This window comes from Agrobacterium sp. GD03872 (genome assembly GCF_029840625.1).
Taxonomy (GTDB): domain Bacteria; phylum Pseudomonadota; class Alphaproteobacteria; order Rhizobiales; family Rhizobiaceae; genus Agrobacterium; species Agrobacterium fabrum_A.
On record NZ_JAOCCY010000005.1, the window covers coordinates 355,220 to 380,233 of the forward strand.

At 59.4% G+C, this 25,014-nt stretch carries 25 protein-coding genes; 8 read left to right on the forward strand and 17 right to left on the reverse strand.

The window, feature by feature from the left end; all coding sequences use genetic code 11:
* Positions 1 to 206 precede the first annotated feature (206 nt).
* From ahcY to chvI, 6 genes are all read right to left on the reverse strand, one after another.
* Positions 207 to 1,607 (reverse strand): adenosylhomocysteinase, encoded by a 1,401-nt coding sequence (gene ahcY, locus N5D22_RS15480; protein WP_279656445.1) that lies wholly within the window; start codon positions 1,605 to 1,607, stop codon positions 207 to 209.
* Positions 1,608 to 1,735: 128 nt separating this feature from the next.
* Positions 1,736 to 2,011: an HPr family phosphocarrier protein gene (locus N5D22_RS15485; protein WP_003492846.1), complete on the reverse strand. Its 276-nt coding sequence runs from the start codon at positions 2,009 to 2,011 to the stop codon at positions 1,736 to 1,738.
* A gap of 11 nt (positions 2,012 to 2,022) precedes the next feature.
* Complete coding sequence (locus tag N5D22_RS15490; RefSeq protein WP_003505374.1) at positions 2,023 to 2,424, reverse strand: PTS sugar transporter subunit IIA; 402 nt, start codon at positions 2,422 to 2,424, stop codon at positions 2,023 to 2,025.
* A 125-nt stretch (positions 2,425 to 2,549) separates the two neighbouring features.
* Positions 2,550 to 3,014, reverse strand: coding sequence for an HPr kinase/phosphorylase (locus N5D22_RS15495; RefSeq protein WP_279656444.1), 465 nt, complete (start codon positions 3,012 to 3,014; stop codon positions 2,550 to 2,552).
* Positions 3,004 to 4,794 carry a two-component system sensor histidine kinase ChvG gene (chvG, locus tag N5D22_RS15500; RefSeq protein WP_279656443.1) on the reverse strand — a complete coding sequence of 597 codons (1,791 nt, stop codon included), beginning with the start codon at positions 4,792 to 4,794 and terminating at the stop codon, positions 3,004 to 3,006. Before chvG ends, N5D22_RS15495 begins: the two co-directional genes overlap by 11 nt.
* A 57-nt stretch (positions 4,795 to 4,851) precedes the next feature.
* Positions 4,852 to 5,577 carry a two-component system response regulator ChvI gene (gene chvI, locus N5D22_RS15505; protein ID WP_003505377.1) on the reverse strand — a complete coding sequence of 242 codons (726 nt, stop codon included), beginning with the start codon at positions 5,575 to 5,577 and terminating at the stop codon, positions 4,852 to 4,854.
* A 339-nt stretch (positions 5,578 to 5,916) separates the two neighbouring features.
* Between chvI and N5D22_RS15510 the strand changes: the two genes are divergently transcribed.
* The 3 genes from N5D22_RS15510 (at position 5,917) to lysM (ending at position 8,599) form a co-directional block, all read left to right on the forward strand.
* Entirely contained in the window at positions 5,917 to 7,527 is a 1,611-nt protein-coding gene (locus N5D22_RS15510) for a phosphoenolpyruvate carboxykinase (RefSeq protein WP_279656442.1), read from the forward strand.
* Between the two features lie 112 nt (positions 7,528 to 7,639).
* Positions 7,640 to 8,074 carry an alternative ribosome rescue aminoacyl-tRNA hydrolase ArfB gene (gene arfB, locus N5D22_RS15515; RefSeq protein ID WP_279656441.1) on the forward strand — a complete coding sequence of 145 codons (435 nt, stop codon included), beginning with the start codon at positions 7,640 to 7,642 and terminating at the stop codon, positions 8,072 to 8,074.
* Between the two features lie 75 nt (positions 8,075 to 8,149).
* Positions 8,150 to 8,599 carry a peptidoglycan-binding protein LysM gene (lysM, locus tag N5D22_RS15520; RefSeq protein WP_279656440.1) on the forward strand — a complete coding sequence of 150 codons (450 nt, stop codon included), beginning with the start codon at positions 8,150 to 8,152 and terminating at the stop codon, positions 8,597 to 8,599.
* 50 nt (positions 8,600 to 8,649) lie between these two features.
* Here the strand turns inward: lysM and coaA are convergent, their stop codons facing one another.
* The 7 genes from coaA to hisB are packed head-to-tail and all read right to left on the reverse strand — an operon-like array spanning position 8,650 to position 13,270.
* Positions 8,650 to 9,651 carry a type I pantothenate kinase gene (coaA, locus tag N5D22_RS15525; protein ID WP_279656439.1) on the reverse strand — a complete coding sequence of 334 codons (1,002 nt, stop codon included), beginning with the start codon at positions 9,649 to 9,651 and terminating at the stop codon, positions 8,650 to 8,652.
* Positions 9,648 to 9,971, reverse strand: a complete 324-nt coding sequence (locus N5D22_RS15530; protein WP_279656438.1) for a phosphoribosyl-ATP diphosphatase — start codon at positions 9,969 to 9,971, stop codon at positions 9,648 to 9,650. The genes coaA and N5D22_RS15530 overlap by 4 nt, the downstream gene beginning before the upstream one ends.
* A gap of 15 nt (positions 9,972 to 9,986) precedes the next feature.
* Positions 9,987 to 10,763: an imidazole glycerol phosphate synthase subunit HisF gene (gene hisF, locus N5D22_RS15535; RefSeq protein WP_279656437.1), complete on the reverse strand. Its 777-nt coding sequence runs from the start codon at positions 10,761 to 10,763 to the stop codon at positions 9,987 to 9,989.
* Complete coding sequence (gene hisA, locus N5D22_RS15540) at positions 10,760 to 11,503, reverse strand: 1-(5-phosphoribosyl)-5-[(5-phosphoribosylamino)methylideneamino]imidazole-4-carboxamide isomerase (RefSeq protein ID WP_279656436.1); 744 nt, start codon at positions 11,501 to 11,503, stop codon at positions 10,760 to 10,762. Before hisA ends, hisF begins: the two co-directional genes overlap by 4 nt.
* Position 11,504: 1 nt before the next feature.
* Complete coding sequence (gene hisH, locus N5D22_RS15545) at positions 11,505 to 12,155, reverse strand: imidazole glycerol phosphate synthase subunit HisH (RefSeq protein WP_279656435.1); 651 nt, start codon at positions 12,153 to 12,155, stop codon at positions 11,505 to 11,507.
* 1 nt (position 12,156) lies between these two features.
* Positions 12,157 to 12,651: a DUF2628 domain-containing protein gene (locus tag N5D22_RS15550; protein WP_279656434.1), complete on the reverse strand. Its 495-nt coding sequence runs from the start codon at positions 12,649 to 12,651 to the stop codon at positions 12,157 to 12,159.
* Positions 12,652 to 12,673: 22 nt separating this feature from the next.
* Positions 12,674 to 13,270, reverse strand: a complete 597-nt coding sequence (gene hisB, locus N5D22_RS15555) for an imidazoleglycerol-phosphate dehydratase HisB (protein WP_279656433.1) — start codon at positions 13,268 to 13,270, stop codon at positions 12,674 to 12,676.
* 201 nt (positions 13,271 to 13,471) lie between these two features.
* On the opposite strand from hisB, the gene hslV reads away from it, so the two are divergent.
* The 4 genes from hslV to N5D22_RS15575 all read left to right on the forward strand — a co-directional run bounded on the left by hslV (position 13,472) and on the right by N5D22_RS15575 (position 18,830).
* Complete coding sequence (gene hslV, locus N5D22_RS15560; RefSeq protein WP_003521197.1) at positions 13,472 to 13,996, forward strand: ATP-dependent protease subunit HslV; 525 nt, start codon at positions 13,472 to 13,474, stop codon at positions 13,994 to 13,996.
* A 74-nt stretch (positions 13,997 to 14,070) separates the two neighbouring features.
* Positions 14,071 to 15,378, forward strand: a complete 1,308-nt coding sequence (gene hslU, locus N5D22_RS15565; protein ID WP_003521199.1) for an ATP-dependent protease ATPase subunit HslU — start codon at positions 14,071 to 14,073, stop codon at positions 15,376 to 15,378.
* Between the two features lie 198 nt (positions 15,379 to 15,576).
* On the forward strand, positions 15,577 to 16,542 hold the full coding sequence (locus N5D22_RS15570; protein WP_279656432.1) for a DUF1402 family protein: 966 nt from the start codon (positions 15,577 to 15,579) through the stop codon (positions 16,540 to 16,542).
* A gap of 119 nt (positions 16,543 to 16,661) precedes the next feature.
* Complete coding sequence (locus N5D22_RS15575) at positions 16,662 to 18,830, forward strand: malate synthase G (protein WP_279656431.1); 2,169 nt, start codon at positions 16,662 to 16,664, stop codon at positions 18,828 to 18,830.
* 71 nt (positions 18,831 to 18,901) lie between these two features.
* Here N5D22_RS15575 and N5D22_RS15580 read toward each other — a convergent pair whose 3' ends face one another.
* Positions 18,902 to 19,615, reverse strand: a complete 714-nt coding sequence (locus N5D22_RS15580; RefSeq protein ID WP_279656430.1) for a L,D-transpeptidase — start codon at positions 19,613 to 19,615, stop codon at positions 18,902 to 18,904.
* A gap of 183 nt (positions 19,616 to 19,798) precedes the next feature.
* Here N5D22_RS15580 and N5D22_RS15585 point away from each other — a divergent pair, with 183 nt between their 5' ends.
* Positions 19,799 to 20,284, forward strand: coding sequence for an MmcB family DNA repair protein (locus N5D22_RS15585; RefSeq protein ID WP_035222151.1), 486 nt, complete (start codon positions 19,799 to 19,801; stop codon positions 20,282 to 20,284).
* A 6-nt stretch (positions 20,285 to 20,290) separates the two neighbouring features.
* Here the strand turns inward: N5D22_RS15585 and N5D22_RS15590 are convergent, their stop codons facing one another.
* The 3 genes from N5D22_RS15590 to hrpB form a co-directional block, all read right to left on the reverse strand.
* Entirely contained in the window at positions 20,291 to 20,878 is a 588-nt protein-coding gene (locus N5D22_RS15590) for an ActR/PrrA/RegA family redox response regulator transcription factor (RefSeq protein WP_279656429.1), read from the reverse strand.
* Positions 20,879 to 20,951: 73 nt separating this feature from the next.
* Positions 20,952 to 22,259 carry a two-component system sensor histidine kinase ActS gene (gene actS, locus N5D22_RS15595; protein WP_279656748.1) on the reverse strand — a complete coding sequence of 436 codons (1,308 nt, stop codon included), beginning with the start codon at positions 22,257 to 22,259 and terminating at the stop codon, positions 20,952 to 20,954.
* Positions 22,260 to 22,288: 29 nt separating this feature from the next.
* Positions 22,289 to 24,775, reverse strand: coding sequence for an ATP-dependent helicase HrpB (gene hrpB, locus N5D22_RS15600; RefSeq protein WP_279656428.1), 2,487 nt, complete (start codon positions 24,773 to 24,775; stop codon positions 22,289 to 22,291).
* Positions 24,776 to 25,014: the final 239 nt, after the last annotated feature.

Here is a 25,014-nt window from a genome sequence, read left to right on the forward strand (position 1 = left end):
CCGGTCTGTCTCCGTCCTATGTGCCGCATCTTCGACAAGACATCCCATTTCGTCCCCGCCGCCCTTTGGCGTGTCCGAATCAAGTCTGATGACAATACCGTCTTCATAAATCTGCGGGAAGGGAGAGCGCAAAAAAGATGCCGCGCGCTTTGTCAAGCGCGCGGCATCTAGATATTGTGTAATTTCAGTGGATATTAACTATGAAATTAATATCTGTAGTGTTCTGCCTTGAACGGACCTTCCTTCGAGATGCCGATATAATCTGCCTGAAGGTCGGAAAGTTCGGTCAGGCGCACGCCAAGCTTCTCGAGATGAAGGCGCGCGACCTTCTCGTCGAGGTGTTTCGGCAGCACGTAAACTTCGTTCTTGTATTCGCCCTGCTTGGTGAAGAGCTCGATCTGGCCCAGCACCTGGTTGGTGAAGGAAGCCGACATGACGAAGGAGGGGTGACCGGTGGCGTTGCCGAGGTTCAGCAGGCGGCCTTCGGACAGAAGAATGATGCGGTTGCCCTTCGGGAACTCGATCATGTCGACCTGCGGCTTGATGTTCGTCCACTTCAGGTTACGCAGCGATGCGACCTGAATCTCGTTGTCGAAGTGGCCGATATTGCCGACGATGGCCATGTCCTTCATCTCGCGCATATGCTCGATGCGGATCACGTCCTTGTTGCCTGTCGTGGTGATGAAGATATCGGCGGAGGAGACCACGTCCTCCAGACGAACGACCTCGAAACCGTCCATGGCGGCCTGAAGCGCGCAGATCGGATCGATTTCGGTGACCTTCACGCGGGCGCCGGCGCCCTGCAGCGAGGCGGCCGAACCCTTGCCCACATCGCCGTAACCGCAGACCACGGCAACCTTGCCGGCCATCATCACGTCGGTTGCGCGGCGAATGCCGTCCACCAGCGATTCCTTGCAGCCGTATTTGTTGTCGAACTTCGACTTGGTGACGCTGTCATTGACGTTGATCGCCGGGAAGGGCAGCAGGCCCTTCTTGCTGAGATCGTAAAGACGGTGAACGCCGGTCGTCGTTTCTTCGGTGACACCCTTCAGCGCATCGCGCTGCTTGGTGAACCAGCCGGGCGAAGCCTTGAGGCGCTTGTTGATCTGCGCGAAGAGAATTTCCTCTTCTTCCGAACCGGGGTTGGAAAGAACGTCCTCACCGGCTTCGGCGCGTGCGCCGAGCAGGATATACATGGTGGCGTCGCCGCCATCGTCGAGGATCATGTTGGAGAGGCCGCCATCGGCCCACTGGAAGATCCTGTCGGTATATTCCCAATATTCCGTGAGGCTTTCACCCTTGACGGCGAAGACCGGAATGCCGGCTGCCGCAATGGCCGCCGCCGCATGATCCTGCGTCGAGAAAATGTTGCAGGAGGCCCAGCGGATCTCAGCGCCCAGTTCTTTCAGCGTCTCGATGAGAACGCCGGTCTGGATCGTCATGTGAAGAGAACCGGTGATACGTGCGCCCTTCAGCGGCTTGCTTTCGCCGAATTCCTTGCGGCAGGACATCAGGCCCGGCATTTCGGTTTCGGCGATGTCCAGCTCCTTGCGGCCGAATGCGGCAAGGTTGATATCGGCGACGATGTAGTCCTTCTCAAGGCTCATAAGGTTCTCCAGATCAGAAACGCCGCACCTTGCGGTCCGGCTTTTAAACGTAGCAGCGGTTTAGCAGGCCACGAACGATCTGGCAATGATGATATAAAGAAGTCTTTATGTCTTTATATGGTGCCGGCTCAGGCTTCTTCGCCGAAGCGGTCGGCGACCAGCGCCTCCAGTGCGGCCAGCGCTTCTTCCGCCTGGTTGCCGCTCGCCTCGACATAAACGCTGCAGCCGGGGCTGGCCGCGAGCATCATCAGGCCCATGATGGAGGTGCCGCCAACGGTCATGCCATCCTTGGAAACCGTGATCGTCGCGTCGAACCCTTCGACCATCTGCACGAATTTCGCAGAAGCCCGGGCATGAAGACCGCGTTTGTTGATGATCGGTAGTTCCCGGGAGAATGGCGACATGGGCTGACTTCTTATTTACCGCTCAAAACGCGGCTGGCGACGTTGATATATTTGCGGCCGGCATCGGATGCGTCCTGAAGGGCCTTGTCCATGTTATCTTCGCTGCGAACGCCGGCAAGCTTGATCAGCATCGGAAGATTGACCCCGGCAATGACCTCGACATTGCCGTTATTCATGACGGAAATCGCAAGATTGGAGGGCGTGCCGCCGAACATGTCCGTCAGGATGATGACGCCATTGCCATCGTTGGCGCGCGCAACGGCGTCGATGATATCCTGCCGGCGCTGATCCATGTCGTCTTCGGGACCGATACAGACCGTCTCGATCAATTTCTGGGGACCGACGACATGCTCCAACGCATGGCGAAACTCCTCAGCCAGCTTGCCATGGGTGACAAGCACTAGTCCGATCATGAAATGCTCCCTTGTACACGCACTCTCATTGCCGACTATCGCAACGCGGCAATCCTGTCCATCGGTGGGATTTCATCTTGATGAGGAAAATACGAATCGCAAGCCTAAAATCGCCCGAATCATCGTCACTTCACATTCGTTTTAAAAAGATTCTGAGCAAGTGCAGCAAATTTTCCATAGGGCGTAAGACTGGAAAGCGGAATGCGCAGAAGCGGAAGATACCCGCCGCACGGCAGCAAAAACATTTCGTCGTCTTCGGGAAGTCTTGGATTTTCGGTTGAAAGAACTGTCGTGACGGCAAAATGTAGTGGAGCGCGCGCAACGCTTTTGACGGAAACAATGCCGCTACCGCGCAATTCCAGCAGGCCAGCGATTGCGTCCGGCCGCTCGGCAATGATGTTGTCGCCATCGCGATACACGAAAATCTGATCGTCCGCGATCAGCGCCGCCGGCAATCCGCAGCGTTCCGCTTCCGTCAGGAAGCTGAAGGCAAGCTCGCTTTTGCCGCTGCCCGACGGTCCGGTGAAGAGGATGCCGGTGTTTTGAACGGTGATGGCGGTGGCGTGCAGGTTGAAGCGTTCAGCGTTCATGGGTTTCGGCCGCCGGCAGCGACAGGGTGAAGCGCGCGCCTGATATCACGCCATATTTGTCGACCACGTTTTCCGCCCGCAGACTGCCGCCATGGGCTTCGGCGATCTGGCGGCTGATGGAAAGGCCAAGGCCGGAATTCTGTCCGAACCCTTCGCTCGCCGGCCGGTCGGTATAGAAGCGCTCGAAAATCCGGTCGATATCCTCAGCCTGAATGCCGGGCCCGTTATCCTCTACCTGCACGATGCAGCGATCCTTGTGGCGGGAAAGGCGCAGGGTAATGCGGCCGCTTTCCTCGGCCACGAAGGAGCGCGCATTCTCAATGAGGTTGGTGACGATCTGGCCGATGCGAAGATCGTGCCCATTCACCACGAAGGAGGTCTTTGCGCCCGCCTTCCGGTCGACGACATAATCGATCGTCACGCTTTTCTTCTTGGTGCTTATCTGGCGGGATATGTCCACCAGCCCCTTCATCAGCACATCGAGATCGAGCGGCGAGGCGTCGGCGCGCGCCAGTTCGGCGTCGAGCCGCGACGCATCCGAAATGTCGCTGATCAGGCGGTCGAGACGGCGGACATCGTGGAAAATGATTTCGGTCAGGCGCTGTTTCGACTCTTCGGTCTTGGCGCGCGGCAGGGTTTCCACGGCGCTGCGCAGCGAGGTCAGCGGGTTCTTGAGCTCATGGCTGACATCGGCGGCGAAGCTTTCGATGGCGTCGATACGGTCGTAGAGCGCCGTCGTCATTTCACGCAGCGCAATCGAAAGATTGCCGATCTCATCCTGACGCGCCGAGAAATCCGGTATTTCCTCGCGGGTTCTCGCTCCACGGCGCACGCGGATGGCGGCCGCCGAAAGCCGCCGCAGCGGCGTGGCGATGGTCGAGGACAGGAGCAGCGACAGCACGATATTGACCAGCGTGGCGATGCCGAAGACGCGCATGATGGCAAGGCGTTCCGCATGCACGATCTTGTCGATATCGCCCGCCTGCGTGGAGAGCAGCAGAACGCCGAGCACCGCCCGGAAGCGCTGCACCGGCACGGCCACAGAAACGATCAGCTCGCCCTTTTCGGTGACGCGCACCACCGCGCCGCGCACACCCGTCAGCGCATTCATCACTTCCGGATAGATCGAGCCGTCGCCGCCCGGCGCTTCCTTATATTGCGGCAGGCTGCTCGGCTGCAGCATGCGGTTGAACATGCTGGTGAACCAGTCGCCCCAGGTCTGCGTCTCCGGCGTCACCGGCGGCAGATCGAAGCGCAGCACCTGGCCGCGCGAATAAAGATGACGGGAATCGAGCAGCAGATTGGCGTCGGCATCGAACAGCCGCGCGCGGGTACGTGTCGGCGAAATCAGCCGCCGCAGCACCGGCGCCACCCGCTCCGGATTGATCGGGAAACTCAGATCCTCGTCATTGGGGGCAGGGGTGATGCTCTGCCCCGCCTGCAATTCGAGCAGCTTTTCCGGATTGATGGTGATTGAGTTGGTGTCGACCGAGGCGGAAGCGGAGACCGCACCGGCGATGATCTCGCCCTGCGTCAGCAGGCTTTCCACGCGCGCGTCGATCAGCCCTTCACGGAACTGGTTGAGATAAAGAATGCCGCCGACCAGAACCACCGTCGCCGCGACGTTGAAGAAGAGAATGCGGCGCGTGAGGCTGGAAAACACCGCATTGCCGAAAATGCGCCGGATGATCGTCAGCGGATGGATACGATGGCGGCGTTCGCTGCCGCGTTCTTCGGCATCGTCGCTGTCCGAGACGGTTTCCGGCGTTTTCTTCAACACGTATTCAAGTCCTCACCACCCCGGATCGGGCGGTCCCTTCTGCGCGAGTCGGCTTGTTCAAGCCGCTTCGCGGAAGCGATATCCTACGCCATAAAGCGTTTCAATCATATCGAAGTCGCCATCGACCAGTTTGAACTTCTTGCGAAGGCGCTTGATGTGACTGTCGATGGTGCGGTCGTCCACATAGACCTGTTCGTCATAGGCGGCGTCCATCAGCGCGTCGCGGCTTTTCACCACGCCCGGCCGCTGCGCCAGCGAATGCAGGATGAGGAATTCGGTGACCGTCAGCGTCACCGGCTCACCCTTCCAGGTGCAGGTGTGGCGTTCCTGGTCCATGGCGAGCTGCCCGCGTTCGAGCGTGCGCGCCTGCTGATCGGCGGTCGGCTTCAGCACGCTGCCGGTTGCGGCGGACGCCTCACGGCTGCTGGCGCGGCGCAGGATGGCCTTGACGCGTTCCACCAGAAGGCGCTGCGAGAAGGGTTTCGTGATGAAGTCGTCCGCGCCCATCTTCAGGCCGAACAATTCGTCGATCTCTTCATCCTTGGAGGTGAGGAAGATCACCGGCAGGTCCGACTTCTGGCGAAGACGCCGCAAAAGCTCCATGCCGTCCATGCGTGGCATCTTAATATCGAAAATGGCGAGCTGCGGCGGACGGGCGATCAACCCGTCAAGCGCGGAAGCGCCGTCCGTATACGTTTCGACCCGGTAGCCTTCGGCTTCGAGCGCGATCGATACCGAAGTCAGAATATTCCGGTCATCGTCGACAAGCGCGATCGTCTGCATGTAGTTGGTCTCCATCGTCATTTTCTCGTAACTCCCGACATTCACCCAGCCAAGGTTGTGCGCCGCGAGCCACTCTCTTGAGTATAAAGGTGGAACAAATTGTGGCAAAGGAAAACTCGCTCCGAAATCACCGGTCAGCCGGGAGCGGATTTTGCGAAAAGGCCGCAGCTGGATTTTAATGCGCCTTCAACCGATTTAAAAAGAAATAAAATCTTTTAAATCGATTAATATATTGAAATTGCTAAGTTTTTTAAAGTTCGGCTCTTGCGTTTCTAAAAGCTGCCACGTATTTTCCGAGGAAATTTCAACGTCCTTATCGTCATTAACAAGGAACGCGTCATGAACGAGCTTGGGGTTCATAATCCTGCCAATGGAGTTGCGGAACTCGGACTGGGCGAGGCCTCCCGCGTCTTTTATAACCTCAACGAGAGCGAATTATACGAAGAAGCGATCCGCAACGGCGAGGCCGAACTGACCATCGATGGCGCGCTGCGCGCTGTCACCGGCCAGCATACGGGTCGTTCTCCGAAGGACAAATTCGTCGTCCGCGACGCCTCCACCGAGAACACCATCTGGTGGGATAATAACAAGCCGCTTTCGCCGGAAAACTTCGAACTGCTGCGCAAGGACATGCTGGCCCATGCCGCCGGTAAGACACTTTACGTGCAGGATCTGATCGGCGGCGCCGATGAGGAAAACGCTCTGCCGACACGCGTCGTCACCGAGCTTGCCTGGCATTCGCTGTTCATCCGCAATCTGCTGATCCGGCCGAAGCAGGAAAAGCTGGCGGGCTTCAAGCAGAAGCTGACCATCATCAACCTGCCGAGCTTCAAGGCCGATCCGGTCCGTCACGGCGTGCGTACGGAAACGGTCATCGCCTGCGACCTCACCAATGGTCTCATCCTCATCTGCGGCACCTCCTATGCCGGCGAAAACAAGAAGTCCGTCTTCACGGCCCTGAATTATCTCCTGCCGGCCAAGGGCGTCATGCCGATGCATTGCTCGGCCAATGTCGGTCCTGAGGGTGACTCCGCGGTGTTCTTCGGCCTCTCCGGCACCGGCAAGACCACGCTTTCGGCCGATCCTTCGCGCACGCTGATCGGCGATGACGAGCATGGCTGGGGCGAGCACGGTATCTTCAACTTCGAAGGCGGCTGCTACGCCAAGGCGATCAAGCTTTCGGCCGAAGCGGAGCCGGAAATCTACGCCGCGACCCGCCGTTTCGGCACCGTTCTCGAAAACGTGGTGCTGGACGAAAACCGCGTTCCTGATTTCAACGACAACTCGCTGACGGAAAACACCCGCAGCGCCTATCCGCTGCACTTCATTCCGAATGCATCGGAAACGGGCATTGCCGGTCATCCGAAGACGATCATCATGCTGACGGCGGATGCCTTCGGCGTGCTGCCGCCGATCGCCCGGCTGACCCCGGAACAGGCCATGTACCACTTCCTCTCCGGTTACACCGCAAAGGTTGCCGGCACGGAAAAAGGTGTAACGGAACCGGAAGCCACCTTCTCCACCTGTTTCGGCGCGCCCTTCATGCCGCGCCACCCGGCGGAATACGGCAACCTGCTGCGTGAGCTGATCGGCAAGCATGGCGTTGATTGCTGGCTGGTCAACACCGGCTGGACGGGTGGCGCTTACGGCATCGGCAAGCGCATGCCCATCAAGGCAACCCGCGCGCTTCTGACCGCCGCACTGACCGGCGACCTGAAGAATGCGGAATTCCGCACCGACGCGAATTTCGGTTTCGCCGTGCCGCTGTCGCTTGACGGCGTCGACAGCGCGATCCTCGATCCGCGTTCGACCTGGGCCGATGGCGCAGCTTACGACGCGCAGGCGAAGAAGCTGGTGTCGATGTTCGTCACGAACTTCACCAAGTTCGAAGACCACGTCGACAGCAAGGTTCGCGATGCCGCACCGGGTCCGCTGCTCGCGGCGGAATGAATAGAACCTCATTTATGAGGAGGAGGGGACCCGGCCTTGTGCCGGGTTCTTTCATTCTGTCGGCTGTTTTCATTTTTTGCGTTCTATGGCATCACCGGCGCGGAGAAAGATCATGGCCAGCGACCCGCTTTACATCAGCAACCGTATCACCATCGCCGGCTGGGAGCTGACGGAGCAATTCGTGCTGGCCGGCGGGCCGGGCGGCCAGAACGTCAACAAGGTCTCGACGGCGGTTCAGCTGTTTTTCGACATTGCCAATTCGCCTTCTCTGCCGGACCGGGTAAAGACCAATGCGATCCGTCTTGGTGGCAGGCGCGTGTCGAAAGACGGCGTGCTGATGATCGAAGCGAGCCGGTTTCGCAGCCAGGAACGCAATCGCGAAGACGCGCGCGAAAGGCTGAAGGAACTGGTCCTCGAAGCTGCCGCCCCTCCGCCGCCGGTGCGCAAGGCCACCAAGCCAACAAAGGGGTCCGTGGAGCGCCGCCTCAAGGCGAAGTCCGGTCGCTCCGATATCAAGAAAATGCGCGGCAAGCCCTCGGGCGAATAGGGGACAAATGTTTCGCCCTTGTCATAGAGCTTCAAATATCGTCTGCTAATCCTCCCTACAACCAAGGAGGGTGCTATGGGTCTGTTCAATTTCATCAAGGAAGCGGGAAAGAAGCTTGGTATCGGCGGCGATGACGCCCCGGATGTCGAAGCGGTCAAGAAGGAACTCGCTTCCCACGATCTCGGCACGGACAAGGTTCAGGTCGAGGTGGTGGACGACAAGGTCGTTCTGAAGGGCGAAGTGGCCGATCAGTCGGTTTTCGAAAAGGCGGTCATCGCGGTCGGCAATACGCTCGGCATTTCCAAGGTCGAGGCCGGCGAGCTGAAAGTGGCGGAAGCGCCGGCGAAGGAACCTGTCTTCTATACCGTCAAGAAGGGCGACAATCTCTGGAAGATCGCGGAAGCCCAGTACGGCAAGGCCAATGGCGCGAAGAACAACATCATCTTCGAAGCCAACAAGCCGATGCTGACCCACCCCGACAAGATTTATCCCGGTCAGGTTCTGCGTATTCCCGAGCTTGCGTAATAACGGATCATAACCGCTGCAATGAAAGATGCCGCCTCATGCGGCATCTTTTACAATTTGCGAAGCGCCACCGTGTCGATCAGGTGGTTCTTGCCCTTGCGCAGGATAAGGTCGGCACGTGGGCGCGTTGGCACGATGTTCTGACGCAGGTTCTTCAGGTTAATATTTTGCCAGAGACCTTCGGCGATGCTCAGCGCCGCTTCTTCACTGATCGAGGCATAACGGTTGAAGAATGAATTGGGATCGCGGAAGGCGGTCTTCCTCAGATTCATGAACCGGTTCACATACCAGTTGTGAATGAAATCCTCATCGGCATCGATATAGATCGAGAAATCGAAGAAGTCTGAAACGATCGGCACAATCCGCCCACCCGCCGGCAGGTCACGCGACTGCAGCACGTTGATGCCTTCGAAAATCAGGATGTCCGGCTGGTCGATGACAGTGAACTCGTTCGGTAAAACGTCATAGGTCAGGTGCGAATAACGCGGCGCCTTGACATTCGGCTGGCCCGCCTTGATCGCCGACAGGAAACGCAGCAGCGCGCCGATATCGTAACTTTCCGGAAAACCCTTGCGCTCCATCAGGTTTTCCCGCCGCAGCACTTCATTCGGGTAAAGAAAACCGTCAGTGGTAATGAGATCGACCTTGGGGCTGGAGGGCCAGCGCGCCAGAAGCTCCTTCAGGATACGCGCCGTCGTCGATTTTCCAACCGCCACCGAACCGGCGATGCCGATGACGAAGGGCGTCTTGTTGACGTCAGCCATGTTGAGGAAGCGGTTGCGCTGTTCGAACAGCAGCTGCGACGCCTCCACATGCGATGACAGGAGGCGCGACAGCGACAGGTAGATGCGCCGCACTTCATCCAGATCGATCGGGTCATCCAGCGAGCGCAGACGTTTGACCTCGTCGGCGGAAAGCGTCAGCGGTGTATCGGCGCGAAATTTCGCCCATTCTTCCGAACTGAAGAAGTGGTAGGGCGAATATTCGTCCGGACGGAAATGATCGAGTGTGCCTGGCATGCCTCTCTCCCCGCTGCCTGCCGTGACATTCATGATGTCGGCCTCGATGCTTTTTCCGCAAGGCCGGTCTGGCCCGTCCGGCGCTCCAGTTCGGCAAAAACATCGCTCAAGGGAATGTCGGCGATCTTCAGCACCACCAGCAGATGGTAAAGCAGGTCGGCGGCTTCGTTCTTCAGCCCGTCGCGGTCTTTCGCGATGGCCGCGATAACGGTTTCCACCGCTTCTTCGCCCAGTTTTTTCGCCGCGCGTTCCTGGCCGGCAGCAACCAGCTTGGCCGTCCAGGATTCGTCAGGAGAGGCAGCGGCGCGGGTCGCGACGATGCGTTCCAGATCGGAAAGGGAAAATGCGCTCATGAGAAGTTCCTGCAATCAGTCGAGACGCATGGCGATGCCATGCTCGGCCATGTAGTTCTTGGCTTGCCCGATCGAATAGGTGCCGAAGTGGAAGATGGAGGCGGCAAGCACCGCAGTTGCGTGGCCATCACGCACGCCCGCCACCAGATCGTCCAGCGTGCCGACGCCGCCCGAGGCGATGACGGGCACGCGAACCTGATCGGCAATGCTGCGCGTCAGGCCGATATCGTAACCGCTCTTGGTGCCGTCGCGATCCATCGAGGTGACAAGCAATTCGCCGGCGCCGCGTTCGACCATTTTGATGGCGAATTCAACGGCGTCGATACCGGTCGGCTGGCGGCCGCCATGGGTGAAGATTTCCCAGCGGCCGGCTTCTCCATCCTTCGAAACGCGTTTGGCGTCGATGGAGACGACGATGCACTGGTTGCCGAACTTGTCGGCCGCCTGCGCCACAAAATCGGGATCCTTGACGGCGGCGGAATTGATCGAGACCTTGTCCGCACCGCAAAGAAGCAGCTTGCGGATATCAGCGACGCTGCGAACTCCGCCGCCGACGGTGAGCGGCATGAAACAATGATCGGCGGTGCGCGAGACGACATCGAAGATCGTGTCGCGATTATCCGAAGAGGCGGTGATGTCGAGGAAGCAGAGTTCGTCCGCTCCCGCCGCATCATAGGCTTTTGCCGCCTCGACGGGATCGCCGGCGTCGATCAGGTCGACGAAGTTCACGCCCTTGACGACACGGCCGTCCTTCACATCGAGGCATGGGATAACGCGGGCTTTGAGGGTCATGCGTTTACCTCCTTCGCGGCCTTGATAAGGGCAAGCGCCTCGGCAGGGTCGATGCGGCCGTCGTAAAGCGCGCGGCCGGAAATCGCGCCCTCGAGTTTTGCCGCATCCGGCTGCAACATGCGCTTGATGTCGTCGATGGAGGCGAGACCGCCGGAGGCGATGACCGGGATCGACACGGCATCCGCCAGTTCCAGCGTCGAAGCCCAGTTGATGCCGGCCAGAATGCCGTCGCGATCGATATCGGTGTAGATGATGGCCGCGACACCGGCACCTTCGAAACGTTTGGCCAGTTCGATGACGCCGAGTTCGGAGGCTTCCGCCCAGCCCTCAACAGCAACCTTGCCGCCCTTGGCATCGATGCCGACGGCGACTTGACCGGGGAAACGCTTGCAGGCTTCGATGACCAGAACCGGATCGCGCACCGCCGCCGTGCCGAGAATGACACGGGCAAGCCCGCGGCTGAGCCACGCTTCGATATGATCGAGCGTACGGATGCCGCCGCCAAGCTGTACCGGATTTTTCGTAGCTTTCAGAATGGCGTCGACCGCCTCGCCGTTGACTGCCTGGCCCGCGAAGGCGCCGTTGAGATCAACGACATGCAGCCATTCGAAGCCCTGATCCTCGAAGGCCTTCGCCTGTGCGCCGGGGTCTTCGTTATAAACGGTGGCCTGGTCCATATCGCCGAGTTTCAGGCGAACGCACTGGCCGTCTTTAAGGTCGATTGCGGGAAAAAGAATCATGTCAGGGCTTCCAGCGCAGGAAATTGGAAATCAGGGCAAGGCCGAGCGTCTGGCTCTTTTCCGGGTGGAACTGCGCGCCCGCCATATTGTCGCGACCGACGAAAGCCGTCATCGCGCCACCGTAATTGGTGGTGGCGATGACATCCGTGGAGTGCCTGGCCGCAAGATGATAGGAATGCACGAAATAGGCGTGCAACCCGTCCGCACCGGTCTTGATGCCGTCGAACAGCGGGTGGGCGTGACGGATTTCCAGCGTGTTCCAGCCGATCTGCGGAATCTTCAGGCTCGGATCGGACGGCGTCATTTCCACGACGTCGCCTTCGATCCAGCCGAGCCCAGTGCTGACCGTCTTTTCCAGCCCGCGCGAGGACATCAGCTGCATGCCGACGCAGATGCCGAGGAAGGGATGGGCTTTTTTCTCCGCGGCTTCGATCAGCGCTTCATGCATGCCGGGAACGGCATCGAGACCGGCACGGCAATCCGCATAGGCGCCGACACCAGGCAGGACGATGCGATCCGCCGAGGCGACATGATCCGGCTTGTCGGTCAGGTCGATGGTTGCATTGATGCCGGCTTCGCGGGCGGCGCGCTCGAAAGCTTTGGTGGCCGAACGCAGGTTGCCCGAACCGTAGTCGATGATCGCGACACGCATGTCAGCGCCTTCCATTCAAGTCGAAAAGAAACGATCCGGCGGGATCGTTGACGAAGTTTTTGTCGCCGCTCTTTTGCGGCGAGGGGGTCCAGACCGGCTGGGACAGCTGTTCCGCCCTCTCGGTGTTTTCGGAGAGACCGGAGAAATATATGTCTTCGGCGCTCGAAAGATCAGGGGCGGAAACGACTGTAGTCAGCGTCCAGCCTTTGCGGATCAGGTGCCGGACGAGAAAATCGCGTCCCTCCAGCGCCGTGATGAGCCCGATGGCGAAACCGCAGAGAAGTCCGACTGGTTCGAATCCGGCTAATATCGAGACCCGCCCGGCCAAGATGAGCGCAATGACAACCACCGCCGTCGCCAGCCAAAGCCGGTTGATGGCGAGCCAAAGCCAGGGCGCAATCAGGGCCAGCCAGACGAAACGGTCTGCGATGAAGCGGGTCGTCTTGTGGTCCCTGTCCGGCCCGTTGGGGGCTTCCAGAACGAGATAGCTTGTCATGGGCTTCCTGACAGCTTTGGCGTCAGGCCAGCATGCCCTTCGTGGAGGGAACGCGGCCTGCCTGCCGGGGGTCGATCTCGGTTGCCGTGCGAAGAACGCGGGCAACGGCCTTGAAGCATGTTTCGGCGATATGATGGTTGTTGGCGCCGTAATGGTTCAGGATATGCAGCGTAATGCCGGCATTCTGGGCCAGCGCCTGAAAGAACTCGCGCACCAGCTCCGTGTCGAAGGTGCCGATCTTCGGTGCGGAAAAATTGACGTTCCACACAAGGAAGGGCCGGCCGGAAATATCGACGGCAGCCTTGGTCATCGTCTCGTCCATGGCAAGGTCGAGCGAGGCATAACGGGTAATGCCGCGCCGGTCGCCCAGCGCCTTGGCAATCGCCTGGCCGATGGCGATGCCGGTATCTTCCACGGTGTGGTGGTCATCGATATGCAGGTCACCCTTGACCTCGATCTCCATGTCGATCAGCGAATGGCGGCTGAGCTGGTCCAGCATATGGTCGAAAAATCCCACGCCGGTGGAAATTTTCGATTTGCCGGTGCCGTCGATATCCACGCGCACCGAAACCGAGGTTTCGTTGGTCTTGCGGATAATCTCGCCTTTACGTTCTGCCATTTTGGCCGCTCCGTGAAAATGTCGCCGTTCCTTATCAGCACGGGACACAAATATCCAGTTGTTCCATCGTCTTGGCTGACATGCCGAAAATCGGGCGCGGTTCCGAAGATTGCAATCGGAAAAAGCAAACTTACATAGAACCTGAAAAGGGCCGTAACCCGGCCCGTTAACCCCAGGCCCGGCAGGGCAGACAGGTGTTTGATGACAACAATTATTACAGTCAGAAAGGGCGGCAAGGTCGTCATGGCTGGCGACGGTCAGGTAAGCCTTGGCCAGACGGTCATGAAGGGTAATGCCCGCAAGGTTCGCCGCATCGGCAAGGGCGAAGTGATCGCCGGTTTTGCCGGTGCGACGGCGGATGCCTTCACGTTGCTCGACCGTCTTGAAAAGAAACTCGAGCAATATCCGGGCCAGCTCATGCGTGCCGCCGTGGAACTTGCGAAAGACTGGCGCACGGATAAATATCTGCGCAATCTCGAAGCCATGATGCTGGTGGCCGATAAATCCACCACGCTCGCCATTACCGGCAATGGCGATGTGCTGGAACCGGAACATGGCGCGATCGCCATCGGTTCCGGCGGCAACTACGCCTTTGCGGCTGCCCGCGCCATGATGGATACGGACAAATCGGCGGAAGAGGTGGCGCGCCAGTCGCTCGATATCGCCGCCGATATCTGCGTTTATACCAACCACAATCTCGTCGTCGAAACGCTCGACGCCGAATAAGCTAGTTTCTCACCCAAGGGTCCTGTGGGCCGGGCCGGAATGGCCGGCCGGAACAGGAAAGCCGAGAGGATAGAATGACCACTTTTTCTCCCCGGGAAATCGTCTCGGAACTCGACCGCTTCATCATCGGCCAGCATGAGGCCAAACGTGCGGTGGCGATTGCGCTGCGTAACCGCTGGCGCCGCCAGCAGCTCGATGAGAGCCTGCGCGATGAAGTCATGCCGAAAAACATTCTCATGATCGGGCCGACCGGTGTCGGCAAGACGGAGATTTCCCGCCGCCTTGCCAAGCTGGCCGGTGCACCCTTTATCAAGGTCGAGGCGACCAAGTTCACCGAAGTCGGTTATGTCGGCCGCGATGTCGAACAGATCATACGCGATCTGGTCGAGATCGGCATCGGCCTCGTGCGTGAAAAGAAGCGCGCCGAAGTACAGGCCAAGGCGCATCAGAGCGCCGAGGAGCGGGTGCTCGATGCGCTGGTTGGCGCAACCGCGTCGCCCGGCACGCGTGAAAGCTTCCGCAAGAAGCTGCGCGATGGTGAGCTGGACGACAAGGAAATCGACATCGAGGTGGCCGACAGCGGCTCGGGCATGCCCGGTTTCGAAATTCCCGGCATGCCAGGCGCCAATATCGGCGTTCTCAACCTGTCGGAAATGTTCGGCAAGGCCATGGGCGGACGCACCAAGAAAGTGCGCACGACGGTATCGAAATCCTATGCCGATCTTATCCGCGATGAATCCGACAAGCTGCTCGACAATGAAATGATCCAGCGCGAGGCGGTGAAGTCGGTGGAAAATGACGGCATCGTCTTCCTCGACGAAATCGACAAGATCGCCGCTCGCGACGGCGGCATGGGCGCCGGCGTTTCGCGCGAAGGTGTGCAACGCGATTTGCTCCCGCTTGTCGAAGGCACGACGGTTTCGACGAAGTATGGACCGGTGAAAACAGACCACGTCCTCTTCATTGCATCCGGGGCCTTCCATGTGGCGAAGCCTTCGGATCTTCTGCCGGAGCTTCAGGGCCGCCTGCCGATCCGCGTTGAGCTGAAGCCGCTGACCAAGGAGGATTTCCGCCGTATCCTGACGGAGACGGAAGCAAGCCTTATCCGCCAGTACAAGGCGCTGATGGCGACGGAAGAACTCGACCTCGATTTCACCGATGATGCGATTGACGCTCTGGCCGATGTGGCCGTTCATCTCAATTCGTCGGTAGAGAATATCGGTGCGCGCCGTCTGCAGACGGTGATGGAGCGTGTTCTGGACGAGATTTCCTTCAATGCGCCGGATCGCGGCGGCTCGGCCGTCAAGATCGATCAGGAATATGTCCGCAAACATGTCGGCGATCTTGCCGCCGATACGGATTTGTCCCGCTATATTCTCTGAAGATTTCAGGGATCCAAGAAAGAAGAGTGCGGTCATATTTGCCGCACTCTTTTATTTTATCCGCCTTGTCTCGCATTCAGCCCGCATTTTGTTTATGGGAAGGGCTGCATTCCGGTTGGAACCGCTTTAGTGGAATGATCCGGTTTCCCAGCGTATTTCGCTGGCGGAAGCCGCAGGCTTGAGAAAAGGCATTCGCTCGTGCGCAAAACTCTTCTGGCATTCGCCGCTGCTTTGACGGTCGCCGTCACCGCGTCTTCTTACGTCGAAGCCGCGACGGTCGTTCCGCCAGGCAATCGCAATGCCGAACAGCCGGGCGTTCCCGGTGCTTCCGCAAAAAGAACCAAGGCGTCCAACACGTCTTTCGAGCGAAAATACCAGAAGGTCCTCGACCTTTTGTCCTCAGACAAGGCGCTGATCGCCAAGATCAAGTCGACAGCCGGGCGCTACGGCATCGATCCGATCCATATGATCGGTGCGATCGTTGGCGAGCATACCTATAATGTCGACGCCTATGACCGCCTGCAATCCTATTACGTCAAGGCGGCCTCCTATGCCGGCAACAGCTTCCGTTTCGGCTACAAGGACGAAACCATCGCGCAGTTTCTGACGCATTCGCAATTTGCCAAATGCCAGTCGAAAAAGGATTCCTACAGCCTCTGGAACTGTCGGGAGGACGTCTGGGAAGACAGCTTCCGCGGCAAGACCGTCGATGGTGTCGCCTATCCCAACAATCGTTTCAGCGCCGTATTTTTTCAGCCCTTTTATGCCGGCCAGACCTTCGGCCTCGGCCAGATCAATCCGCTGACGGCGCTGATGTTGTCCGATATGGTGTCGAGAACCTCCGGTTACGAGAAGCTGGATGAGAACGACGCCACCGCCGTCTACACCGCGATCATGGATCCAGACCGTTCGCTGGCCTTCATGGCCGCCTCTATCCGCAAATCGATCGACGACTACAGATCGATTGCCGACATGGATATTTCGAAGAACCCGGGCGTCACCTCCACACTTTATAATGTCGGCGGTTCGCAGCAGCGCGCTGCTATTCTCGCCCAGAAGAACCGTCAGCGCGCTGCAGGCGGGGAGCAGCCCCTGCTGCCCGAAGAAAATTATTACGGCTGGCTGGTGAATGACCGCATCAGGGATTTGCAGGCGCTTTTGTAGAAAAAGGCGATTATCGCCCACATTGTTTCCAAAACGGAAATAATATTTGGCTATCCGCCGCAATTGACGAGCGCCTGTCTCCGCGTCCAATCTGTGCTTCCAGAATAGAGGAGGCGCATGTGAGCCGCACGAATAAATTCGGTCTTTCCATCGATGACAGGCTATATGCCTTTTTGACTGATGACGTCCTGCCGGGCACGGGTCTGGACAATGAGGCGTTCTTCGAAGGTTTCTCGGCCATTGTTCACGAGCTTTCTCCGAAGAACCGCGAATTGCTGGCAAAGCGTGACGCCCTGCAGGAAAAGCTGGATGGCTGGTACCGGCAGAATGGCGCGCCGGTGGATTTCGATGCCTATGAGGGCTTTTTGAAGGAAATCGGCTATCTGCTGCCGGAAGGTTCCGGCTTCAAGGTGGAAACCAGCAATGTCGATCCTGAAATCGCCGCCGTTGCCGGCCCGCAGCTCGTCGTGCCTGTCATGAATGCACGTTATGCGCTGAATGCGGCCAATGCCCGCTGGGGTTCGCTCTACGACGCGCTTTACGGCACGGATGCTATTTCTGACGCAGACGGTGCGGAGAAGGGCAGGGGGTATAATGCGAAGCGCGGTGAAAAGGTCATTGCCTGGGCGCGAAACTTCCTCGATGAATCCGCGCCGCTGGAGGCGGGAAGCTGGTCCGATGTGACCGGTTTCAAGATCGAGGATGGCCTGCTGCAGCTTGCCATTGGTGACGCCAGGGCCGGCCTTAAGGATGCAGCCCAGTTCAAGGGTTTCAGCGGCGAAGCGGCAAAGCCTGCAACGATCCTGCTCGGCAAGAATGGTTTGCACACCGAAATCGTCATCGATCCCACGACCGAAATCGGCAAGGGCGACAAGGCGGGAATCTCCGATGTCATTCTCGAATCGGCGCTGACGACCATCATGGATTGCGAGGATTCGGTTGCCGCCGTCGACGCCGAAGACAAGGTGCTGGTCTATGGTAACTGGCTTGGCCTGATGCGCGGCGACCTGACGGAAGAGGTTTCCAAGGGTGGCAAGACCTTCACGCGCAGCCTCAACCCGGACCGTTATTACACAGCTCCCAATGGTTCTGCGCTCACGCTGCCCGGCCGTTCCCTGATGCTGGTGCGCAATGTCGGTCATCTCATGACCAATCCGGCGATCCTCGACAGGGACGGCCGCGAGGTGCCTGAAGGCATCATGGATGCCGTCGTCACGGCGCTGATCGCCCTTTATGATGTCGGCCCGTCCGGGCGGCGTCAGAATTCCCGCGCCGGTTCGATGTATGTCGTCAAGCCAAAGATGCACGGACCGGAGGAAGTGGCCTTCGCCAATGAAATCTTCGGCCGGGTCGAAAAGCTTGTCGGCATGGTGCCGAACACCATGAAAATGGGCATCATGGATGAGGAACGCCGCACCACGGTCAACCTCAAGGAAAGCATTCGCGCTGCGAAGGATCGCGTCGTTTTCATCAATACGGGTTTCCTCGACCGTACCGGTGATGAAATACATACCTCGATGGAAGCGGGTCCGATGATCCGCAAGGGCGACATGAAGCAGGCGGCATGGATCGCTGCTTACGAGAACTGGAACGTCGATATCGGTCTCGAATGCGGCCTCTCCGGCCATGCGCAGATCGGCAAGGGCATGTGGGCCATGCCGGATCTGATGGCGGCTATGCTGGAGCAGAAGATCGCGCATCCGAAGGCCGGCGCCAACACGGCCTGGGTGCCGTCGCCGACGGCGGCGACGCTGCACGCCACGCATTACCACAAGGTCGATGTCGCTGCCGTGCAGGAGGGGTTGAAGAGCCGTGGCCGCGCAAAGCTTTCCGATATCCTGTCGGTGCCGGTCGCGCCGCGTCCAAACTGGACGCCGGAAGAAATCCAGCGCGAACTCGACAACAACGCGCAGGGCATTCTCGGATACGTCGTGCGCTGGGTCGATCAGGGTGTTGGTTGTTCGAAGGTGCCGGACATCAACAATATCGGGCTGATGGAAGACCGCGCCACGCTGCGCATCTCCGCGCAGCATATGGCGAACTGGCTGCGCCATGGCGTGGTGACGCAGGAACAGATCGTCGAGACCATGAAGCGCATGGCCGCCGTGGTCGATACACAGAATGCCGGCGATCCGGCATACCTGCCGATGGCCTCCGACTTTGATGGATCGGTTGCATTTCAGGCGGCTGTCGAGCTGGTGCTGAAGGGCCGTGAACAGCCGAATGGCTATACCGAACCGGTTCTGCACCGCCGCCGTCTGGAATTGAAGGCGAAGCAGGCGGCGTGAGGCCGGCCTTTCCATAAACAAAAAAGCCGCCGGGAAATCCTCGGCGGCTTTTATTGTCTCGTATCTGATCTTTACTGGATCACGACGACCTTGGAGCTGCGGCCTGGACGGACGCGGCTGTAAAGGTCCATGACGTCCTGGTTGATCATGCGGATGCAGCCGGAAGAGGCGGCTGTGCCGATCGAGGCCCATTCGGGCGAACCATGGATGCGGAACAGCGTATCTTGTCCCTTTTCGTTGAAGAGATACATGGCGCGTGCGCCGAGCGGGTTGGTAAGGCCCGGACCCATGCCAGCCTCGACATATTTCGCCACTTCCGGCTTGCGGTCGGCCATTTCCTTCGGCGGATGCCACATCGGCCATTCCTGCTTCCAGGCAACATAGGCTTCACCGGCCCAGGCGAAACCCGCCTTGCCGACGCCGATGCCGTAACGTACGGCGCGGTTGCCGGACAGGATGTAATAGAGGTAACGCTCGCGCGTATTGACGATGATCGTGCCAGGGCGTTCGGATGTCTGGAACTCGACGATCTGGCGACGGTACTTCTCGTTTACACGATTGATCGGAATGGCCGGAAGCGCGTAGCCCGCATCGGTCACGGGACCGTATACATCGTTGAAGATCTGGACCGTTTCGACTTTCGCCGGAACCGGATCGGCAACCGGCACTGACGCCGCTACCTTGCCGGATGTCTGGCCAGATGATTGGGATGTGGTTTCAGCGCAGCCGGCCAGAGCCAGTGCTGCCGTCAGACCAAGTGCGGTCAATGAAGTACGGATGCGCATGTCGTTCTCGCGGAAAATTCGCCAAATTGTGCGAAGGAGTAGGCTTAATTGGATAAATCGGTTATTTTCCATTCAGCCGCTCTTGGCAAGCCGTTGCGCCGCCGCGAAACGGTTGGGCATTTAAAATTGCCGGTTGATTGCCTTTTTGCAACAATAGGCCAAACGCTTCAGCAGCCTTTATCCATGACTATTCTTTCCGTTACCAACAATAATCCGTTAATAGACGGCCGCCAGTCGGACAAGGCGATGCTTGTGCGCCGCGGCGTTCAGGTGCTTTTGCACGAGATGCGCCATTCGGTGCTGCCGGAGCTGCCGCTTGCAAGCGGACGCAGGGCCGATCTAATCAGCCTGTCGGCGAAGGGTGAAATCTGGATCATCGAGATCAAATCCTCCATCGAGGATTTCCGGGTCGATCGCAAATGGCCGGATTATCGCCTGCATTGCGACCGGCTGTTTTTTGCCACCCATCCGGAAGTACCGACTGAAATATTCCCGGAGGAGTGCGGTCTCATCCTGTCGGATGGATATGGCGCGCACATGTTGCGCGATGCACCGGAGCACAAGTTGCCGCCGGCAACCCGCAAATCGGTGATGCTGGATTTCTCCAGAACCGCTGCGACCCGGTTGATGCTGGCGGAATGGACGACCGGGCGCAGCTTCGGAGAGTGACTGCCGCTACTTCGGCGCGCGTTTTGCGAGAATACGCTGCAATGTGCGCCGGTGCATGTTCAGCCGCCGCGCCGTTTCCGAAACGTTTCGCTCGCACATTTCATAAACGCGCTGAATATGCTCCCAACGCACCCGGTCTGCCGACATCGGGTTTTCGGGCACTTCCGTCTTTTCGCCCTTGCGCTGCGTCAGCGCGTTAAAGACATCGTCCGCATCGGCAGGTTTTGCCAGATAATCCAGCGCCCCAAGCTTTACCGCAGTAACGGCGGTTGCGATATTACCATAACCGGTCAGAACGACGATCTGTGTATCGTCCCGGCTCTGCCTGATGGCTTCGATCACCTCCAGCCCGTTGCCATCCGTAAGCCTGAGATCAACGACCGCATATTTGGGCGGTGCGGCTTTTGAGCGGGCAATACCTTCGCTGACCGTCTCGGCTGTATCGACGGCAAAGCCGCGGGTTTCCATCGCCCGCGCAAGCCGGCGCAGAAACGGGCCGTCATCATCGACGATCAGCAGCGATTTGTCGGGTCCGATCGGATCGATGTCGTCAGCCGCTGCGCTGGTGGGTGGGGTCTGGTCTTCTGTCTTCATGTTTCCGGCCTTCCGGCAACTTCGTCGGCTTTGTTTTCTTGTTCTTATCGCCGCTTCAGCGTGAATGGTAAAGTCAACGGTTTCTTTTATCGTCCATAAGCGCCCGAGGCCAGACGATTGTGACCCGCGCGCCGGTTTCGCTAGACCCCCGGTTTTCGAAGACAACAGCCGCGCCGGATCGCTCCAGCAGGGTCTTGGCGATGAAAAGCCCGAGCCCGAGCCCGCCCGCCCGCGTGTCGTTGTGGCGTTCGGTCACATAGGGTTCACCGATACGGGCCAGGACATCGTGAGCATAACCCGGCCCATCGTCTTCGATGATGACGGCGACATTCTGCTGATCGTAATCCACCGTCACGGTCACCTTCTCCCGTGCGTAGTCGACGCCGTTTTCGATGAGGTTGCCAAGCCCGTAGATGATGCCGGCATTGCGGATGCCGACCGGCTCGTCGGCGCGATTGTTCTTTTCGACGAGTTCGAGGTGGATGCCGAATTCCCGGTGCGGCGCCATCACTTCCTCGATCAGCGAGGAAAGCGGCAGGCGGCGCATATGTTCCTCATTATCGGCGGAAAGCGATGTGAGGCGGCGCAGAATGTCGCGGCATCTTTCGCTCTGGCTGCGCAAAAGCGCGATGTCTTCGCCAAATTTTTCGTCGTTTCCGAGTTCCCGCTCCATTTCCTTGGCGACGACGCTGATTGTCGCAAGCGGCGTGCCGAGTTCATGCGCGGCGGCGGCCGCCAGCCCGTCCAGCTGCGAGAGATGTTTTTCCCGTTCCAGCACCAGCTCGGTCGCCGCCAGCGCATCCGCCAGCTGGTTTGCCTCATGCGAAACACGATAGGCGTAAAAGGCCGCAAAGGAGGTCGTGGCGATGATCGCGACCCAGGTGCCGACATGCAGCAGAAGCTGGATCGGCAAAATCTCGCCGGGATACCAGGGAACCGGAAACGGCGAAAAGGCGATTGCCGTCGAGCAGACAATGGCAAAGCCGAGAAGAATGAGCGAATGCCGCCGCGGCTGCGAAGCGAACGCAATGATGACCTGCACGCAGATCAGCGGCGCGAAAGGATTGGAGAGGCCGCCGGTGATATAGATGAGCGCCGTCAATTGCAGCAGATCGAAGGCCAGCAGCAATGTCGCTTCCCAGGGCTCCAGACGGTAGGTCGAGGGAAAGCGGGCGGTGAGAAACAGATTGGCAAGCGCCAGTGCCGCAATCAGAAGGCCGCAGGCCAGAAGCGGCAGGGGAAAATTCAATCCAAAAGCAACGAAGAGGATCGTCGCCGTCTGTCCGGCAACCGCCAGCCAGCGCAGCCAGACAATGGTCTGCAGCCTTATCCTGCGGCTGGCGCGGCCAAGCCTCGTGGTTTCGATCGGATGGCCAGCCACCTTCGTCTCCTTTACCCTTGTCATCGTCGTCACGTCCCGCGCGGTTTTGCGCGGCTGGTCGGCGGGGCCGCTGCCGGATCCTCCGGCCACGGGTGGCGCGGATAACGTCCGCGCATATCCGCCCGCACATCCTTCCATGATCCCGCCCAGAAACCGGGAAGATCGCGTGTCGTCTGTATCGGCCGGTGTGCGGGCGAGGTCAATTCCAGGAGCAGCGGCAAGCGCCCCTGCGCAATGGCGGGGTGGGCCGTTAATCCGAAAAGCTCCTGCACACGGATGGAAAGTGTCGGTTCGCTGGCATCGTAGCGGATGGGGTGCCGCTGGCCCGTGGGCGCTTCGAAATGTGTCGGCGCCAGCCTGCCGAGATCACGGGCCACCTCATGTGGCACCAGAGACAGGATTCCTTCAGAAAGGCTGCCCGGCCGGATGTCCTGCAGGCTGCGCGCTCCGTGCTGGAACGGAACGAACCATTCGTCCAGTCGCGAAAGCAATGACGCATCGCCGACATTCGGCCAGGGTTCACCGATACTGGCGTTCAGAAAGCCAATCCTGTCCCGCAGCTGCAGGGTTTCCTTCGAGAAGGATAGGATACCCATACCGAATTCACGAATGCCATTGGCCAGCGCCCGCGCCGCCCGTTCGCCGTCGGGGCGGGGCAGGGGAGTCTCATCGAGGATAATGGCGCCGAGGCGCGTCACCTTCCGCGCCCGCGCCTGGCCGCTTGCCTTGTCAAAAAGCAATTGCTCCTGCTGAACGATCAGGTGTGGCATCCGCTCTTCTATATCGCTCCTGTCGATGCCTGCCGCTGCAAGGATGCGCGGCTGCGCCGCCCGCCCGGTAATGTCGGCCACCACCAGCATCTTGCTTGCCGCCAGCCGCTCCGTCTCGGCGATCTCCGCGCCGCGCCCATTCGCCATCACATAACGTCCGCGCCCGCCGCGTTGCAGCGCTATCCTGTCGGGATAGGCATGCAGCAGCAGCGGACCAGTCTCGCTCGGAACCTCCACGACCGCTGTCCCAGTGCGGACCGCGTCGAGCAGCCTCGATGCCAGCTTGCGCGCCGCCTGCGCCCTTTCGCTCCTGTCGGAAAAAAAGCGCCGCAGCCGCTCATCGATGTCGATGTCGCTACCGCCCAATCCCTGTTCCGTCAGCATGACGGCAAGCATCGCCGCCTTCTTTCCCGCGCCTTCGCCTGCTGATGCAATCACCATCGCCGCCAGCCGTGGCGGCAGCGAAAGGCCACGCATCAGACGGCCTCGCTGTGTCAATGCCCCGCTTTTGTCGAGAGCCTCGAGATTTTTGAGAAGCGCCACAGATTCCTTAAGTGCGGCTTCGGGGGGCATATCCAGAAAGGCAAGAGAAGAGGGGTCTTGAACACCCCAATGGGCGAGATCAAGCGCAAGGCCGGCGAGATCGCTCGCCAGAATCTGCGGCGGCGTGAAGGCGTTGAGCGCCGCTGTCTGTCCCGGATGCCACAGCCGGATCGCAACGCCGGGTTCCGTTCGTCCGGCGCGCCCCGCCCGCTGGTCTGCGGAGGCTCGCGACACCCGCACCGTCTCCAGCCTGGTAATCCCGGTCGCCGGTTCGAAGACCGGCAGCCGCTGCAACCCGCTATCGATCACCACGCGTACACCGTCAATGGTGATCGATGTTTCGGCAATCGAGGTGGCCAGCACGATCTTGCGCCGTCCGGCCCGAGCCGGCATGATCGCGGCGTCCTGCTCCTTCTGCGACAGGTTGCCGTAAAGCGGGATGATATCCGTGTTGTCGAAAAAGCGACCCTCCAGTCGCGCAGCTGTGCGGGTAATTTCCGCCTGCCCCGGCAAAAAGGCGAGGATGGAACCCGTTTCCGAGGCGTGGGTTTCCGCAATCACCCTGGCGACTTTTTCATCGACCGGGACACCCTGCCATCGCTCCTCATAACGGACGTCGATCGGAAATGTCCGACCGAGACTTTGAATGACTGGCGCGCTACCCATCAGCGCGCTGATACGTTCGACATCGAGCGTGGCGGACATGACGAGAATGCGCAGATCTTCCCGCAATCCACCCTGTACGTCGAGCGCAAGGGCCAATCCGAAGTCGCCGTCGAGTGAACGCTCATGAAACTCATCGAAAATCACCGTGGAAACGCCGGCAAGCTCGGGGTCGTCCAGAACCATTCGGGCAAATACCCCTTCGGTCACCACTTCTATCCGGGTTTTCGAGGAGATACGGTTGTCGAGCCGCATGCGATAACCGATGGTGTCCCCGATATCTTCGTTAAGCAGTTCGGCCATGCGCCCGGCCGCGGCGCGGGCGGCGAGCCGGCGTGGTTCGAGAAGAATGATCTTGCCGTCGGCCCGCCACTCCTGCTGCAGAAGGTGAAGCGGTACCAGCGTTGTCTTGCCCGCGCCGGGAGGAGCGGAAAGAACTGCACGTCCCGTTTGGCCCAGTGCATCGGCGATATCGCCCAGAACGGCGCTGACGGGAAGTTCGGGCAAGTCGGGTTTTGTGGGAACGGGCGTTCTGGTCATGCAAACGGGCCTGCGGCGATCAGTGTAATCAGGTATCTCATAGGCTGTTTCTAATGCACGGTCCCGCGCTTTGACAGCCATATGTAAGGGTAAGGCAAATGCCGTGGCGGCAAATTGCAATCCCGCAGGCTATTTGCTGGGATGCGTGAGAAAGAGAAAGACATCTGGCGCACTGCGAAAACGGATGAAGATTCTGCCTTCGCGGCAGGTTTGCCCTATTTTCTCGAAACAATATAATA

Bases quoted from the DNA above. Each gene is read 5' to 3' on its own strand.
- ahcY (WP_279656445.1), bottom strand. From the start codon at position 1,607: ATGAGCCTTGAGAAGGACTACATCGTCGCCGATATCAACCTTGCCGCA.
- N5D22_RS15485 (WP_003492846.1), bottom strand. From the start codon at position 2,011: ATGTCGCCATTCTCCCGGGAACTACCGATCATCAACAAACGCGGTCTT.
- N5D22_RS15490 (WP_003505374.1), bottom strand. From the start codon at position 2,424: ATGATCGGACTAGTGCTTGTCACCCATGGCAAGCTGGCTGAGGAGTTT.
- N5D22_RS15495 (WP_279656444.1), bottom strand. From the start codon at position 3,014: ATGAACGCTGAACGCTTCAACCTGCACGCCACCGCCATCACCGTTCAA.
- chvI (WP_003505377.1), bottom strand. From the start codon at position 5,577: ATGCAGACGATCGCGCTTGTCGACGATGACCGGAATATTCTGACTTCG.
- N5D22_RS15510 (WP_279656442.1), top strand. From the start codon at position 5,917: ATGAACGAGCTTGGGGTTCATAATCCTGCCAATGGAGTTGCGGAACTC.
- arfB (WP_279656441.1), top strand. From the start codon at position 7,640: ATGGCCAGCGACCCGCTTTACATCAGCAACCGTATCACCATCGCCGGC.
- lysM (WP_279656440.1), top strand. From the start codon at position 8,150: ATGGGTCTGTTCAATTTCATCAAGGAAGCGGGAAAGAAGCTTGGTATC.
- coaA (WP_279656439.1), bottom strand. From the start codon at position 9,651: ATGAATGTCACGGCAGGCAGCGGGGAGAGAGGCATGCCAGGCACACTC.
- N5D22_RS15530 (WP_279656438.1), bottom strand. From the start codon at position 9,971: ATGAGCGCATTTTCCCTTTCCGATCTGGAACGCATCGTCGCGACCCGC.
- hisF (WP_279656437.1), bottom strand. From the start codon at position 10,763: ATGACCCTCAAAGCCCGCGTTATCCCATGCCTCGATGTGAAGGACGGC.
- hisA (WP_279656436.1), bottom strand. From the start codon at position 11,503: ATGATTCTTTTTCCCGCAATCGACCTTAAAGACGGCCAGTGCGTTCGC.
- hisH (WP_279656435.1), bottom strand. From the start codon at position 12,155: ATGCGTGTCGCGATCATCGACTACGGTTCGGGCAACCTGCGTTCGGCC.
- N5D22_RS15550 (WP_279656434.1), bottom strand. From the start codon at position 12,651: ATGACAAGCTATCTCGTTCTGGAAGCCCCCAACGGGCCGGACAGGGAC.
- hisB (WP_279656433.1), bottom strand. From the start codon at position 13,270: ATGGCAGAACGTAAAGGCGAGATTATCCGCAAGACCAACGAAACCTCG.
- hslV (WP_003521197.1), top strand. From the start codon at position 13,472: ATGACAACAATTATTACAGTCAGAAAGGGCGGCAAGGTCGTCATGGCT.
- hslU (WP_003521199.1), top strand. From the start codon at position 14,071: ATGACCACTTTTTCTCCCCGGGAAATCGTCTCGGAACTCGACCGCTTC.
- N5D22_RS15580 (WP_279656430.1), bottom strand. From the start codon at position 19,615: ATGCGCATCCGTACTTCATTGACCGCACTTGGTCTGACGGCAGCACTG.
- N5D22_RS15585 (WP_035222151.1), top strand. From the start codon at position 19,799: ATGACTATTCTTTCCGTTACCAACAATAATCCGTTAATAGACGGCCGC.
- N5D22_RS15590 (WP_279656429.1), bottom strand. From the start codon at position 20,878: ATGAAGACAGAAGACCAGACCCCACCCACCAGCGCAGCGGCTGACGAC.
- hrpB (WP_279656428.1), bottom strand. From the start codon at position 24,775: ATGACCAGAACGCCCGTTCCCACAAAACCCGACTTGCCCGAACTTCCC.